11 protein-coding genes and 1 tRNA gene are annotated in these 15,153 nt (G+C 63.5%); 4 read left to right on the forward strand and 8 right to left on the reverse strand.

The genetic code is table 11. From position 1 onward, the window contains the following. Positions 1 to 48 precede the first annotated feature (48 nt). From rpmE to argS, 7 genes are all read right to left on the reverse strand, one after another. Positions 49 to 282 carry a 50S ribosomal protein L31 gene (rpmE, locus tag FEZ60_RS19450; protein ID WP_033236138.1) on the reverse strand — a complete coding sequence of 78 codons (234 nt, stop codon included), beginning with the start codon at positions 280 to 282 and terminating at the stop codon, positions 49 to 51. Between the two features lie 235 nt (positions 283 to 517). After that, positions 518 to 2,683, reverse strand: a complete 2,166-nt coding sequence (rho, locus tag FEZ60_RS19455) for a transcription termination factor Rho (RefSeq protein WP_172936780.1) — start codon at positions 2,681 to 2,683, stop codon at positions 518 to 520. Between the two features lie 468 nt (positions 2,684 to 3,151). Further along, positions 3,152 to 4,096, reverse strand: a complete 945-nt coding sequence (thrB, locus tag FEZ60_RS19460; RefSeq protein ID WP_033236137.1) for a homoserine kinase — start codon at positions 4,094 to 4,096, stop codon at positions 3,152 to 3,154. Positions 4,097 to 4,140: 44 nt separating this feature from the next. After that, positions 4,141 to 5,223, reverse strand: coding sequence for a threonine synthase (thrC, locus tag FEZ60_RS19465; RefSeq protein WP_003941280.1), 1,083 nt, complete (start codon positions 5,221 to 5,223; stop codon positions 4,141 to 4,143). Further along, a complete protein-coding gene (locus tag FEZ60_RS19470) occupies positions 5,220 to 6,533 on the reverse strand; it encodes a homoserine dehydrogenase (RefSeq protein ID WP_033236094.1) in 1,314 nt (437 codons plus the stop codon). Before FEZ60_RS19470 ends, thrC begins: the two co-directional genes overlap by 4 nt. Beyond that, positions 6,530 to 7,951 (reverse strand): diaminopimelate decarboxylase, encoded by a 1,422-nt coding sequence (lysA, locus tag FEZ60_RS19475; RefSeq protein WP_033236093.1) that lies wholly within the window; start codon positions 7,949 to 7,951, stop codon positions 6,530 to 6,532. Before lysA ends, FEZ60_RS19470 begins: the two co-directional genes overlap by 4 nt. After that, positions 7,948 to 9,600, reverse strand: coding sequence for an arginine--tRNA ligase (gene argS / locus FEZ60_RS19480; RefSeq protein WP_172936781.1), 1,653 nt, complete (start codon positions 9,598 to 9,600; stop codon positions 7,948 to 7,950). The genes lysA and argS overlap by 4 nt, the downstream gene beginning before the upstream one ends. A gap of 217 nt (positions 9,601 to 9,817) precedes the next feature. Between argS and FEZ60_RS19485 the strand changes: the two genes are divergently transcribed. Beyond that, a complete protein-coding gene (locus tag FEZ60_RS19485; protein WP_045071329.1) occupies positions 9,818 to 10,645 on the forward strand; it encodes a DUF3105 domain-containing protein in 828 nt (275 codons plus the stop codon). Further along, on the forward strand, positions 10,638 to 11,354 hold the full coding sequence (locus tag FEZ60_RS19490) for a DUF305 domain-containing protein (protein ID WP_033236090.1): 717 nt from the start codon (positions 10,638 to 10,640) through the stop codon (positions 11,352 to 11,354). Before FEZ60_RS19485 ends, FEZ60_RS19490 begins: the two co-directional genes overlap by 8 nt. A 45-nt stretch (positions 11,355 to 11,399) precedes the next feature. Here the strand turns inward: FEZ60_RS19490 and FEZ60_RS19495 are convergent, their stop codons facing one another. Then, positions 11,400 to 13,769, reverse strand: coding sequence for a phosphoketolase family protein (locus tag FEZ60_RS19495; RefSeq protein WP_172936782.1), 2,370 nt, complete (start codon positions 13,767 to 13,769; stop codon positions 11,400 to 11,402). 198 nt (positions 13,770 to 13,967) lie between these two features. On the opposite strand from FEZ60_RS19495, the gene FEZ60_RS19500 reads away from it, so the two are divergent. Beyond that, a tRNA-Arg gene (locus FEZ60_RS19500) sits at positions 13,968 to 14,043 on the forward strand. An 83-nt stretch (positions 14,044 to 14,126) separates the two neighbouring features. Further along, on the forward strand, positions 14,127 to 15,053 hold the full coding sequence (locus FEZ60_RS19505) for a LysR substrate-binding domain-containing protein (RefSeq protein ID WP_033236088.1): 927 nt from the start codon (positions 14,127 to 14,129) through the stop codon (positions 15,051 to 15,053). The last annotated feature ends 100 nt before the right edge of the window (positions 15,054 to 15,153 follow it).

The raw sequence follows: 15,153 nt of genomic DNA on the forward strand, positions 1-15,153 counted from the left end.
AAAGCCGACGCCCGATCCGCAATTGCAGATCGGGCGTCGGCGGAACAGCTAGTCTTCGGTCTGAACCTTGCTGTCTGCGCGCTTGCCGTAGCGAGCCTCGAAGCGAGCAACGCGTCCACCGGTGTCGAGAATCTTCTGCTTGCCCGTGTAGAAGGGATGGCACTGCGAGCAAACCTCGACGTTGATGCGTCCGGACTCTTTGGTGCTGTGAGTCTCGAACGTGTTACCGCAACCGCAAACGACGGTGGTCGCTACGTAGGTTGGGTGGATTCCTGCCTTCATGGTGTCCCTTTCAATGGTCGCCGGGTCGACGTCGCCAATCGACATCGTGAACCGGAACCGGACTCGGCCGTTCAGTATGCCAGACGTGGTGGTAGAGCCGGTAATCCGCGTCTGAACTTTCTGAAGGAAGTGGGCTGTACGAATTCCATAACGCACTCCCCCGTCAGTTTGTTCCACAGACGCGAAAAACCCCACAGCCAAATCGGCTGTGGGGTTCTTCTTTCGTGACCGAAGATCAGTCGTCGATTGCGCCCGGTGCGGTCTTGGAGACCTGCATCAGGAACTCGAGGTTGTTCTTGCTCTTCTTCAGACGGTCGATCAGCAGATCGATGGCCTGATGCGAGTCCAGCCCGGACAGCACACGACGCAGCTTGTGCAGCACGGCGGCTTCGTCGGGGCTCAGGAGCAGCTCGTCCTTACGCGTACCGGACGGGTTGACGTCCACAGCCGGGAACACACGACGTTCGGCGATCTTGCGATCGAGCTTGAGCTCGGCGTTGCCGGTGCCCTTGAACTCTTCGAAGATCACGGTGTCGCCGGTGGATCCGGTCTCGACCATCGCGGTAGCGATGATGGTGAGCGAGCCACCGTGCTCGATGTTGCGGGCAGCACCGAGGAAACGCTTCGGCGGGTACAGAGCCGTGGAGTCGACACCACCGGAGAGGATGCGTCCCGACGCGGGCGACGAGTTGTTGTACGCACGACCCAATCGTGTGATCGAGTCGAGCAGAACCACGACGTCCTTGCCCATTTCCACGAGACGCTTTGCGCGCTCGATGGCGAGCTCGGCGACCGAGGTGTGGTCTCCCGGCGGGCGGTCGAAGGTCGAGGAGATAACCTCGCCCTTCACGCTTCGCTGCATGTCGGTCACTTCCTCGGGACGCTCGTCCACGAGGACCACCATGAGGTAGCACTCCGGGTTGTTGGTCGCGATGGCGTTGGCGATCGCCTGCAACACGCTGGTCTTACCGGCCTTGGGCGGGCTCACGATCAGGGCGCGCTGGCCCTTACCGATGGGCATCACCAGGTCGATGACACGCGTCGTCAGAATGTTCTGCTCGGTCTCGAGACGCAGACGCTGGTTCGGGTAGAGCGGCGTGAGCTTGTTGAACTCGGGACGCTTCTTCGCAGCCTCGACATCACCACCGTTGACGGTGTCGATGCGCACCAGCGGGTTGAACTTCTGACGCTGATTGCTCTGGTCGCCGTCACGGGAAACCCGGACAGCACCGGTGATGGCGTCGCCGCGGCGCAGACCGTTCTTGCGGATCAGGTTCATGGAGACGTAGACGTCGTTGGGTCCGGCGAGGTATCCCGACGTACGCACGAACGCGTAGTTGTCGAGTACGTCGAGGATGCCGGCTACCGGCTGCAGGACGTCGTCCTCGCGGATCTCGGTCTCGCGTGACTCGCTGGGTGCACCGCCCTCGCCGCGTTCGCGGCCACGGCCACGACGCTCACGGAAGCGGCGTCCGCGACGTCCGCGGCCACCTTCTTCGTCGTCGTCCGGACCGTTGTTGCGGTTGTCAGTGCGCGGGCCGGCGTTGTTCTGGCCGGCATTGCTCTGATTTCCGCGATCCTGACGATCTTGACGATCCTGGTTACCGCGCTGGCCCTGGTTGTCGCGCTGACCTTGGTTGTCGCGCTGTCCCTGGTTGTCGCGCTGTCCCTGGTTGTCGCGCTGTCCCTGGTTGTCGCGGTTGTTGCGCTCGCGGCGGGGACGCTCGGTGGTCTGCTCGGCAGAGCCGGACTGATCGGAATCGGTCCGGGTCTCGGCGCGCTCGTTCTGCTTACGCTCGACGGGTGCTTCAGTTGCCGGTGCTACAGCGGCCGGTGCGTTAGCAGCCGGTGCCGACTCCTGCTCGATGTTCAGCTCGCCCTGGTCGGGTGAACCGGCGCGACGTGCAGCGCCGCGACGCTGACGGCCACGACGAGGGGCTCCCGCCTCGGCTTCTTCGGACGTGTCGGTACGCGTGGCTGGTGCTGCTGCGGCGGGCTCGGCTGCGGGAGCTTCGACAGGAGCCGGAGCTTCGGCAGTTTCGGTGCGCGCGGCGCGGGTGCTCTTGGCGCGTGTGCGGGTAACCGGTGCGTCGTCGAGCGTGAGTTCACTCTGAGCGGGTGCCGCCTTGGCGCTGCCGCCCTGACGTTCCTTGATCGCGGCGATCAAGTCGCCCTTGCGCATCCCGGAAGTGCCCTTGATGCCCAGTTCACCGGCAAGACTGCGCAGTTCGGTGAGCACCATGCCGGAGAGCCCGGCGCCACGACGTGCGTCGGCACGCTTCGTGGAGGTCGCCACCGCACCACTGGGTGCTGAAGATGACGCCTGAGAATTGTCGCCTGACTGCGCCCCAGCGGAATTCGCCTTGGGTGCAGTGGTGGCGATGAGGTCCGTATCGGTCACGGAGGTCCTTTCCTTCCCTCACTTGCGCGGCGCAGAGTCGAGGGTTCGTCCCGAAGTTTCGATTGATTACCGAACTCGGAGGTGCCGTACTTAGTTGCATGTCGAGAGTTGCATGTCAAGAACTACCGGCTTGCCCGTCATCAACATGGCCGTCGGAAACCGGTGCTCGAACCGCCCCTGTTTCAAACCGACATGCTGTCGCACACCTGCCGCGACTGACGAAACATCGACGGATTGTGCCGTCGAGGATTCAGACCTTCCCGAGAAGGTACAAGTGCGAGGATCACGTCAAGGATTGTGGACCCCAATTCCCGACTGGGTAGGAGTTTGGCCCCTTGATGATGCACCGGCGACTGACGCGCACGATGTACGGACATTGCCAGGATAGCGCCGATCCACGAGTCCGGCAAGATTATCCGAAACCCGCGTGTGTCACTTCACTTCCCTGGCAACCGGGCGGGAGCCAACTCAGTCCAGGGTCGGACGAACCTCGACACCGGAAGCAATCTCGAGTTCGAGAACTCGGAGACCGTCGGCTCGCGCCGCCTCAGCCAACTGCTCGGGCAACGGTTCCGTGCTCAGCGCGAGCACGGTGGGGCCTGCGCCGGAAACGGTAGCCGCGATACCGGCCTCACGAAGAATCGAGATCCATCGTGTTGTCAACGGCAACGCGGGCGCGCGCTGGCTCTGATGCAGACGATCTTCGGTGGCTGCCATCAACAGATCCGGACGCGTCGTCAGGGCGACGACAGCCAGAGCGCTGCGGCTTGCGTTGAACGACGCATCCTGGTGCGGAACCATCTCGGGAAGCAGTCCGCGGGTGTGCGCGGTGGAGGATCGTTCTTCCGGAACCAGTGCTACTGCACGGATATCGGGATGAACGTCGAGTTTTGCGGCCGAGTAGATCGGCTCGTCGCCATCAACGATGGACGGGCAACTCCACGACACCACTGCGCCGCCCAGGACACTCGCCGACGCATTGTCCGGGTGCCCTTCGAACTCGGAGGACAACTGGACCAACTGCTCGTCGGTAAGGCCGATCTCGGCGTCGAGTGCACGGGCCAATCCGTTTGCGGCAGCAAGTCCGCCCACTGCCGCCGACGCGGACGAACCGAGCCCACGCGAATGCGGGATCACGTTGCGGCACAGCACATCCAGGCCACTGGCCCACACACCGGCAGCTTCGAGTCCGCGCTCGATGGCCCGAACGACCAGATGCGAAGGGCCCCAGGGCACGTCTGCGGCACCCTCACCTTCGACCTGGATATTCAGGCCGGAATCCGTTGTGGTGACCACGATTTCGTCGTACAGCCCCAGAGCCAAGCCGAGGGTGTCGAACCCCGGCCCCAAGTTTGCACTCGAGGCCGGGACGCGTGCGGTCACCGAAATACCGACAGGCAGGGTTCTGGTCATGTCAGATACCGGATTCCGCGGAGTGGTTGACGAGTCCACGGACACTATGCAAGCTCGAGGGCAGCCGCAACGGCAACGGGATCAACACCGATGGGCTCGACGTTCGGCATGCCCTTCAGAGCGGTATCGGGATCCTTGAGGCCGTTACCGGTCACGGTGCACACGACGGTCAGTCCGGGCTCCAGCCATCCTTCGGCGCGGGCTGCGAGGAGCCCGGCAACGCTCGCTGCCGACGCCGGCTCCACGAAAACGCCTTCGGTGGCAGCGATCAGACGGTAGGCCTCGAGGATCTTCTCGTCGGTTGCGGCGCGGAATGCGCCGTTCGACTCTTCCTTGGCCGCGACAGCGCCGTTCCAGGATGCGGGAGAACCGATCCGGATTGCGGTGGCGATGGTCTCGGGATCCTTGACGGGCGCACCGTTGACCAGCGGTGCGGCTCCGGCTGCCTGCACGCCGAGCATGCGGGGCTTGACCGTGGTCAGACCGTCCGCGTAGTACTCGGAGTATCCGCGCCAGTACGCCGTGATATTTCCGGCGTTTCCGACCGGGAGTGCGTGAACGTCGGGAGCCTTGCCCAGGACGTCCATGATTTCGAATGCCGCGGTCTTCTGGCCTTCGATGCGCACCGGGTTCACAGAGTTGACGAGACCGATGGTCGGGAACTCCGCGGTGGTCTTTCTTGCCAGTTCGAGGCAGTCGTCGAAGTTGCCCTGGACCTGAATGATCTTGGCGCCGTGCATGACTGCCTGAGCGAGCTTGCCCATGGCGATCTTGCCCTGCGGGATCAGGACGGCGCAGGTCATTCCGGCCTTGGCGGCGTACGCGGCAGCCGAGGCAGAGGTGTTGCCGGTGGAGGCGCAGAGCACGGCGCGCTGGCCACGAGCGAGGGCGTCGGTGACGGCCATCGTCATGCCGCGGTCCTTGAACGAACCGGTGGGGTTGAGGCCCTCGACCTTGAGGTAGACGTCGCAACCGGTGATTTCGGAGAGATGACCGGCCGGCAGGAGCGGGGTGCCGCCCTCACGCAGGGTGACGGTCTTCCAGTTGTCGCCGATTGCCAGACGATCCCGGTATGCCTCGATGAGTCCCGGCCAAGCTTTGTGGACGGGATTGACGATGCCGGTCATTGTTCAGTGCCTTCCAGTCGCAGCACGCTGGTCACAGCGGTGACGAATTCGAGTTCGTTGAGGGCCGCCACGGTTTCGGAGAGAGCCGCGTCGGTTGCTACATGAGTGACGACCACCAGTCGAGCGCCGGCGCCGGCACCTTCCTGACGGACGACGGAGATGCTCACGCCGTGCTTCGCGAACTCGGCGGCGACTGCGGACAGCACGCCTTCCTTGTCCGCCACCTCCATGTTCACGTAGTAGCGCGTGAGGATGTCGCCCATCGGAGCGACCTTGAGCTTGGCGTACTTGGATTCGCGGGGGCCGCGGCCACCGTGAACCTTGTTGCGCGCCGCCATCACGAGATCACCCATCACCGCGGAAGCGGTGGGAGCGCCGCCTGCGCCCTGGCCGTAGAACATGAGTCGGCCGGCGTTTTCCGCTTCCACGACAACGGCATTGAATGCGCCGTTGACGGTGGCGAGCGGGTGAGTGAGCGGAACAAGCGCTGGGTAGACCCGCGCGGAGATCCGTTCCTTGCCCTTGGGCGTGACGATTCGCTCGCAGATCGAGAGCAGCTTGATCGTGCAGTCGAGTGCCTTCGCCGACGCCAGGTCCGCGGAGGTGATGGTGGAGATTCCTTCGCGGTACACGTCGGCGGCGGTGACGCGGGTGTGGAACGCGATGGACGCGAGGATCGCGGCCTTTGCTGCGGCGTCGTAGCCTTCGACGTCGGCGGTCGGATCGGCTTCCGCGTATCCGAGGCGGCCGGCTTCGGCGAGGGTTTCCTCGTAGTCCGCGCCCGTTTCGGCCATCGCGGAGAGGATGAAGTTGGTGGTGCCGTTCACAATTCCGGCAACCTTGTTGACCCGGTCGCCTGCGAGCGACTGCGTCAGCGGGCGGATGACCGGGATCGCGCCGGCGACAGCCGCCTCGAAGTACAGGTCGACCGAGTTTGCTTCGGCTGCCTCCGCCAATTCACCGGTGTGGTCCGCGAGCAACGCCTTGTTGGCGGTGACGACGGACTTGCCCGAATTGAGCGAGGAGAGGATCAGCTTTCGCGGCAGCTCGATTCCGCCGATCACCTCGACGACGATGTCCACGTCCTCGCGGGCGACGAGAGATTCTGCATCCGTCGTCTGCATGTCCTCGGGAATTCCGCGGTCGGAGCCGATACGACGAACGGCAACTCCCCGCAGTTCCAACGGAGCGCCGACGCGAGCTTCGAGCTCCTCGGCCTGCTCACGAATGATGCGGACGACTTCACTTCCGACGTTACCGAGGCCGAGAACGGCCACACCGATAGCGCGATGCGCCGATTGGCTCGTCACTGCGATACCTCCAAGCTGAGCAGATCTTCCACTGTTTCCCTCCGCAGAATCACGCGTGAAACTCCGTCACGCACCGCCACCACGGCTGGGCGGGTGAGCAGGTTGTACCTGCTCGACATCGAATAGCAGTATGCACCGGTCGCTGCTACCGCAAGTAAATCACCAGGTCCGACGTCCTCGGGCATCCAGGTGTCCCGAATGACGACGTCACCGGATTCACAGTGCTTTCCGACAACACGTGCAACAACAGGATCGGCCTCGGATGTACGTGAGACCAACTTGGCTTCGTACTCCGCACCGTAGAGCGATGTGCGGATGTTGTCGCTCATGCCGCCGTCGACGCTGATGTAGCGGCGTGTCAGTGCGCTGCCCACCGTGACGTCCTTGATGGTGCCGACCTCGTAGAGCGTCACCGTGCCTGGTCCGGCGATGGCGCGGCCGGGTTCGACGGCCAGTGTCGGCTCGGGCAGTCCGGCCAGTGCCGATTCGTTGCGCACGATGTGGCCGAGCTTGGCTGCGAGTTCGTCGACGGGCGGCGGGTCGTCGGACGGGATGTACGAAATTCCCATGCCGCCACCGAGGTCGATTATCGAGATCTGCTTGGTCTTCTCGACGCCGAACTCCGCGACGACGTCGCGAAGCAGCCCGATGACGCGATGGGCTGCCACCTCGAAGCCGTCGACGTCGAAGATCTGCGAGCCGATGTGGCTGTGCAGTCCGACGAGGCGCAGGTTGTCGGCGGCAAAGACGCGGCGCACTGCGTCGATTGCCGCTCCCCCGGCCAACGAGAATCCGAACTTCTGATCTTCGTGTGCGGTGGAGATGAATTCGTGGGTGTGCGCTTCGACGCCGACGGTCAGGCGGATCAGCACGTCCTGGACAACTCCGGCCTCACCGGCGACGCGGTTGAGGCGTTCGATCTCGACTGCAGAGTCGAGGACGACGTGACCGACACCAGCAGCAACACCGGCCGTCAGCTCGGCGACGGACTTGTTGTTGCCGTGCATGGCAATTCGCTCGGCCGGGAAATCGGCGTGCAGTGCGATTGCCAATTCGCCACCGGAGCACACGTCGAGTGACAGACCTTCGTCGGCAACCCAGCGTGCGATCTCACCACACAGGAATGCCTTGGATGCGTAATGCACCTTGGCATCCGGGCCGAACGCTCGGGCCATGTCGCGGCAGCGTGAACGGAAATCGTCTTCGTCGATGACAAACAGCGGCGTGCCGTACTTCTCGGCAAGCTCGCTGACCTTGACACCTGCCAGGGTTACTTCGCCGTCGTCGCCGCGAGCCGCGTTGCGCGGCCACACCTGCGGCGAGAGTTCACCGAAAGCCTCGGGACTGGTGGGACGGTCGGGCAGACCGGGGGCCTGCAACTGCTCGGCATGCTTGGGGCCGGCGGGGTGCGCGTTCACATCTGCTCCGGTGCTGTGACGCCGAGCAGTTCGAGGCCGTTGGCCAGGACCTGCCTGGTGGCGGCGCAGAGTGCCAGACGCGCGCGGTGCACGTCGGTTGCGTCTTCGTCGCCTTGCGGAAGGATGCGGCACGCGCCGTAGAAGCGGTGGTACGCACCCGCGAGTTCTTCGAGGTAGCGAGCAATACGGTGGGGCTCACGCAGGTTCGCTGCACTGGACACGACGCGAGGGTATTCGCCGATCGTGCGAATGAGATCGCCCTCCTGCTCGACCGTGAGCAGGGCGAGGTGGCTCGCGTCGGCAGAGAGTCCGAGGTCTGCGGCGTTGCGGGCGATCGCGGAGAGGCGGGCATGCGCGTACTGGACGTAGTAGACCGGGTTCTCGCTGCTGGTCTTGGTCCACAGATCGAGGTCGATGTCGATGCTGGAGTCCACGGACGAGCGGATCATGACGTAACGCGACGCGTCGACGCCGATGGCTTCGACCAGGTCGTCGAGGGTGATGACGGTGCCTGCGCGCTTGCTCATCTTGACGGCGGAGCCGTCCTTGACGAGGTTGACCATCTGTCCGATCAGGACCTCGACGGTGTCCGGGTCGTCACCGAACGCGGCAGCGGCGGCCTTGAGCCGACCGATGTATCCGTGGTGATCGGCGCCGAGCATGTAGATGCACAGATCGAAGCCGCGGGCGCGCTTGTCCTGGAAGTAAGCAATGTCACCGGCAATGTAGGCAGCGTTGCCGTCGCTCTTGATGACAACGCGGTCCTTGTCGTCGCCGTAGTCGGTGCTCTTGAGCCACCAGGCACCGTCCTCGTGGAACAGGTTGCCCGAGCTTTTCAGGGACTCGACTGCCTTTTCGACTGCGCCGGATTCGAAGAGCGAGTTCTCGTGGAAGTACACGTCGAAGTCGACACCGAAGTCGTGGAGCGTCTGCTTGATGTGCGTGAACATCAGATCGACGCCGATGGCGCGGAAGGTTTCCTGCTGCTCGTCGGCAGGCAGGTCCATGACGTCCGGGCGCTGCTTCATGACGGTCCGTGCGATGTCGGCGATGTAGGCGCCGGCGTAGCCGTCCTCTGGTGCCGGTTCGCCCTTGGCCGCGGCGATCAGCGAACGCGAGAAGCGGTCGATCTGGGCGCCGTGGTCGTTGAAGTAGTACTCACGTGTGACCAGGCCGCCCTGCGCGGACAGGATGCGTCCGAGCGCGTCTCCGACTGCGGCCCAACGGGTTCCACCGAGGTGAATCGGTCCGGTGGGGTTAGCGGAGACAAATTCGAGGTTGATCTTCTTGCCGGCGAGGGAATCGCCCGAGCCGTACGACGGACCGGCTTCGAGAACCGATACGACGATCGCGCCCTGGGCGTCCTTGTCCAGCCGGATGTTGAGGAAGCCAGGTCCGGCGATCTCGGCGGATTCGATTCCGTTGGCTGCGGTGAGGGCTTCGGCAAGCCAGCCCGCCAGCTCGCGCGGATTCGTGCCGACCTTCTTGGCTACCTGCATGGCAATGTTGGTGGCGTAGTCGCCGTGCTCGGGGTTGCGAGGACGCTCGACTGTCAAGGTTTCTGGGAGCACCGAGACGTCGAGGCCGCGTTCGGCTAGGACGCTCGCAGCGGTTCCGCGGAGCAGTTCGGCAAGGTCAGCTGGAGTCACAGGTATTCATCTTATTGCCTGCACACTCGAGGTGGAGACTCGCCTCGCGCCGGGCCGCCTGCGGGTAGGCTGACGACCGATTTGGGCGTGTCGCACGCCACTCTCCCAGATTGCCCTCAGACTCGGAAAGTACAGTGGTAATGCCCGAGCTACCGTCACGTACGTCCGACGGGAGGGTCTGCTGCATATTTGCCCACACACCGAAAGAGCCCAATCGATGCCAAGCGGTTCGGATAGTCGCGGTCCCAATAATAAATCCGGGGCCAAATCAGCCAAAGCCATCAAGGCTGCCAACAAGGGTGGCCGTCCGGCCAAGAAAGGCAAGGGAGGCGTTCCCGCCCCTCGCCAGATCCCGTGGCTGACGATCGGCGCCGGTGCGCTCGTGCTTGCACTGATTGCCGTGCTCGCTGTCAACTTGTGGCCGAAGGTCGAGGAGCAGCAGGCGCTGGAGCCCTATAAGTACAGCTCGGAGAACAAGGATCCGTCCGACAAGATCGACGGTGTCCTCAAGATCGAGTACCCGGCCGGTCAGCACGTCGAGGCCACGCAGCGCGTCGCCTACGACCAGACCCCGCCGTTCGGTGGACCGCACGACTCCACGTGGGCGAACTGCACCGGCACCGTGTACGCGGACCCGATCCGGACCGAGAACGCCGTCCACTCCCTCGAACACGGCGCCATCTGGATTTCGTACAACCCCGATCTTGTCGACCAGGACCAGATCGACAGCTTGGCGACGCGCGTCAACGGCAAGTCCTACATGCTGATGTCGCCGTACCCGGGCCAGAGCAGCCCCATCTCGCTCCAGTCATGGGGCCATCGCCTCGAAGTCGACAACGCCGACGACGAGCGCATCGACCAGTTCATCACCGCACTGAACCAGAACCCGAATACCTACCCCGAGGTCGGCGCCAGCTGCTCCAACCCGCTGTTCAGTCCGGAAACGTCACCGTTCGATCCCACCGCTCCGGGCCCCGACGCCGTTCCGATGGACGGCGCAGGCACCACGGCAGCTACCGACGAGCAGATTCCCGCGGGTGGATAACGTGCCAGACACCGACCAGCCGTCGAAGCCCAGTCAGCGCACCGCGCTGCTGATCATCGGGTTGATCGGCGCTATCGCAATCGGCTTCGCCCTTGGTGCGCTCACCAACATGTTGGGTCCAGACGCCGAGTCCTCACTGACTGTCCCGGCATCGGACTCCGTCGATGTGGGCTTTGCGCAGGACATGAGCGTGCATCACAGCCAGGCCGTCGACATGGCATCCATCGCGCTGACGAAGTCCACCGACAACGACGTACGCACGTTGGCCTACGACATCTTGACCACGCAGCAGAATCAGCTCGGCCAGATGCAGGCCTGGCTGACGATGTGGGACCAACCCCTCAGCAAGGTCGGCCCGTACATGGAGTGGATGTCGTCCGACTCGTCCGGGCACAGTTCGCACGGGACCTCGGGCACGATGGACATGGATCATTCGGGCCCGGTCGACACCATGCCTGGCATGGCGTCACCCGAGGACCTGGCCGCACTGCGCGCCGCGTCCGGCACCGAACTCGACGTCCTGTTCCTGCAGCTGATGTTGCGTCACCACGAGGGCGGACTCCCGATGATGGAGTACGCCGCAGCCGATGCCACCGAGGGCCCGGTGCGGTCCCTGGCACAGACGATGGTCGACACGCAGCAAAGCGAGTCCGCACTGATGACCAGCATGCTGGCCGCGCGCGGAGCCGCTCCACTGCCGATGAATTAATCCGGCTCTTTTCCAGACCCGAACTGGGCCTGGTCCTGATCTACTTCAGGACCAGGTCCAGTTGTCTATTTCCGGCATGTCCTCGAGGTGTTCGACGATGTAGCGGGAATGCTTCTCCAGCTGCGACCGACAGAATTCGGCCAGCTCCGGAGATCCGGCCGTTCGCCGCTTCGAACGTCGTAGTGCCTCGATCACCAGGTGGTAGCGGCTCATCTTGTTGAGCACGACCATGTCGAACGGTGTTGTGGTGGTTCCTTGTTCACTGAATCCCCGAACGTGGAAACGCTCCGGCGACGGCCGCCCGTGCATGAGCTCGTGAATTGCGCGGGAGTAGCCGTGGAACGCGAACACGACGTCGGTCTGCGCGGTGAACAGATCAAGGAAGATTCGCTCACCGAATCCGTGTGGGTGCTCGGTCGGCGTCAGCAACGCCATGAGGTCGACGACGTTGACCACCCGCACCCGTAGGTCCGGAGTGTGCTCTCGGAGCAGTTGGGCGGCGGCCAGAATTTCTTGTGTCGGAACGTCTCCCGCTGCCGCGAGCACAACATCCGGCTCTTCGCCGTGAACTTCCGTTCCCGCCCACTCCCACACCGAAGCACCGGCAGCGCAGTGCGCGTGCGCCTGCTCGAGCGTGAGGTACTGCAGATGTGGCTGCTTGTCGACGACGATCAGATTCACGTGATCAGTGCTGCGCAGGCAATGATCCGAAATCGACAGCAGCGTGTTGGAGTCCGGCGGCAGCCACACACGGATAACACTGGGCGCCAAAGGAATCACGGCGTCGATCATTCCCGGGCCCTGATGGCTGAAACCGTTGTGATCGTTACGCCAACACGTACTTGTGAGCAGTACGTTGAGCGACGCCACTGGAGCGCGCCACGGCAATTCGACTGCATGTTGGAGCCATTTGGCGTGCTGGATGAGCATCGAGACGCTCACCATCGCAAAGGCCTCGTAGCTGGCGAACATTCCGTGCCGGCCGGACAACAGATAGCCTTCGAGCCAACCCTCACACAGGTGCTCGCTGAGCACTTCCATGACTCGTCCGTCTGTGGAGAGTCCGTCGTCGAATTCGGTGATCGGCAATTGCCAACAGCGCTCGGTTGTCTCGAAGACGGCGCCGAGTCGGTTACTCGACGTCTCGTCCGGACAGAAGAGCCGGAAGATTCCGCCGCCGTCGTCGGTTTCGGTGGCGGCGTAGACGTCTCGGAGCAATTCCCCGAGCACCCTGGTGGTCTCGTGGAACGTCGAACCCGGCGATTCGATGGGCAGCGCGTACTTCTCGAGGGCCGGCACGGGAAGGTCGACGCGCAGGCGCCCACCGTTGGCGTACGGCGTGCTGCCCATCCGCTTGTCGCCGGCAGGGGCCAACGCGGCCAGGTCGGGTCGCAATGATCCGTTTGCGTCGAACAACTCGTCCGGCCGGTAGGAACGCATCCATTCTTCGAGTTGGCGCAGATGCGCTTCGTTGGTGCGCACTCCCGACAGCGGCACTTGATGCGCCCAGTGGGTACCTTCCACCAATTTCCCGTCAACCGTGTGCGGCCCTGTCCACCCCTTGGGCGTGCGCAGGACAATCGCCGGCCATTTACCCGACCACTCCTCGCCGCCGCGCGCCTTCGCCTGCCGATCACGAATCGTGTTGTGAGCATTGACCATTGCTCGGTACAACTGCGGGAAGACCGCACCGGGATCATCTCCGGACACAACAACGGGTTCCCACCCCTGACCGCTGAGAAACGCCTTGACATCCTCGTCGCTGCTGCGCCCGTACACCGTCGGTCCCGCAATCTTGGCGCCGTTGACGTGCAGGATCGGCAGCACCGCTCCATCGCGACGCGGATTGAGGAAGGCCGGGAGTTTCCACGATCCCGACAACGGACCCGTTTCCGCCTCACCGTCACCGATGACACATGCCACCAACAAGTCCGGATGGTCGAACGCGGCGCCCGCCGCGTGTGCGAGCGCGTACCCCAACTCGCCACCTTCGTGAATGCTGCCGGGAGTCTGCACGCTGACGTGACTCGGCACACCGCCCGGAGCCGAGAACCGTCGGCACATCCGATGAATGCCCTCACCGTCCGCCGGTACGTCGGGATAGATCTCCGAGTACGTCCCTTCCAGGTACGTCGACGCGACCAATGCCGGTCCGCCGTGTCCGGGCCCCGTCACGTACAGCCAATCCGCGTCGGTGGCAACGATATGCCGATTCAGCAACGTGTAGATCATCGACAAACCCGGACTGGTTCCCCAATGCCCGAGCAGTCGGGGTTTGATGTGCTTCGCTTGCAACGGTTCTCGCAGCAAAGTGTTGTCCTGCAGGTAAATCTGCGCGACGGTCAGATAGTTCGCGGCTGCCCACCACTGCAGGTCCAGCTCGAGATCGTCGTCGGAATACTGATGATCGGTCATCGTCGACTCCCGTACTTCACGAGGGTGCCCGAGCGGTCCGCCCGAACCTGTGCCCAGAGGCGAGCCTAGGTGCAAACCGCACGGATGTCTTAGTTACCGACGCTCGACGCATTCTTATGTGGGGCCGGTTTGACCACATGCGGGTGTCATGCGCTACGCTAACGCAGCCCAAGTCGGCACACCGATTTTTATCGGTGCGCCCCCGTAGCTCAGGGGATAGAGCGTTCGCCTCCGGAGCGAAAGGCCGCAGGTTCGAATCCTGCCGGGGGCACCACGACAGCGCAGGTTTTCTTACCGGCTGCGCGTCTCGGTGCCACATTTTTCGGGCCTCATTTCTCAGCGACTACCGTTGGCAGCATGCCGCGCCGCGATTCTGCCCCGACCTACACGATGCGTCAGCTTGCCGCGTTTGTGGCGGTAGCAGAGACCGGAACCATCACCGCTGCCGCCGATCTCATGCACCTCTCCCCCTCGGCACTGTCAGCGTCCATCACCGAACTCGAACGCGCCCTGAAAGTTCAACTGTGCGTTCGTCGTCGATCATTCGGCGTTCAACTCACTCGCACCGGCGAATCCGTTCTGGTGCGCGCACGCGCCCTCCTGCAACAGGCCGACGAACTCGAGTCCGACGCACTCGGAACTGCCGGCACCGTTTCCGGGCCCATTGCGATCGGGTGCTACCCCGCATTGGGGCCGACAATTCTGCCGTCGATGATCGCCGGCTTCACACGCACCTACCCGGCAACACAGGTGGAGTTTCGCGAGGACAACCAGAACCGACTGCAGACCCATCTGGAAAACGGCGAGTTGGATCTTGCGATCGCGTACGACCTGGATCTCTCGTCGGAACTGCGCACGATTCCGTTGACCACCCGACAGCCTCTGATCGTCTTGGGCGCCGAGCACCCGTTGGCGCAATCGGAGAACCCCATTCATCTCCCTGATCTCGCCAAGTTTCCGATGGTCCTCCTCAACGCGCCACCGAGCACCAAACACGCACTCGACGTGTGTCGCCTCGGCGGGTTCGTCCCGGACGTTGCCTACCGAACCGGGAACTTCGAGACGGCGCGAGCCTTTGTCGGGCGCGGTCTCGGCTGGACGCTCCTGCTCCAACGCCCGAAGATGGACATTACGTACGAGGGCCTCGAGGTAGTCGTGAAAACGATCGGATCGCCCGCAGTTCCTTCGGTGGACGTAGTGCTCGCCTGGCACCAGGACGCACGCCTCAGTCGAGTGGCACGAAGTTTTATAGAATTCGTTTCACAGCAGGACGATCGGCAATAACGACCCGACCAGGACAAATCTCTCCTTCCATCATTTTTCCGTGGAAGAACCTCCAATTCTTTAGCTTTTCAAGTGTTGTGGCGCGCGTCATTGTGTCTTC

The organism is Rhodococcus sp. MS16, from assembly GCF_013277795.1.
Taxonomy (GTDB): domain Bacteria; phylum Actinomycetota; class Actinomycetes; order Mycobacteriales; family Mycobacteriaceae; genus Rhodococcus_F; species Rhodococcus_F globerula.

What these genes read in the sequence shown, in the direction of transcription:
- FEZ60_RS19485 (WP_045071329.1), top strand. Translation starts at nt 9,818, where the DNA reads ATGCCAAGCGGTTCGGATAGTCGCGGTCCCAATAATAAATCCGGGGCC.
- FEZ60_RS19495 (WP_172936782.1), bottom strand. Translation starts at nt 13,769, where the DNA reads ATGACCGATCATCAGTATTCCGACGACGATCTCGAGCTGGACCTGCAG.
- FEZ60_RS19505 (WP_033236088.1), top strand. Translation starts at nt 14,127, where the DNA reads ATGCCGCGCCGCGATTCTGCCCCGACCTACACGATGCGTCAGCTTGCC.
- rpmE (WP_033236138.1), bottom strand. Translation starts at nt 282, where the DNA reads ATGAAGGCAGGAATCCACCCAACCTACGTAGCGACCACCGTCGTTTGC.
- thrB (WP_033236137.1), bottom strand. Translation starts at nt 4,096, where the DNA reads ATGACCAGAACCCTGCCTGTCGGTATTTCGGTGACCGCACGCGTCCCG.
- thrC (WP_003941280.1), bottom strand. Translation starts at nt 5,223, where the DNA reads ATGACCGGCATCGTCAATCCCGTCCACAAAGCTTGGCCGGGACTCATC.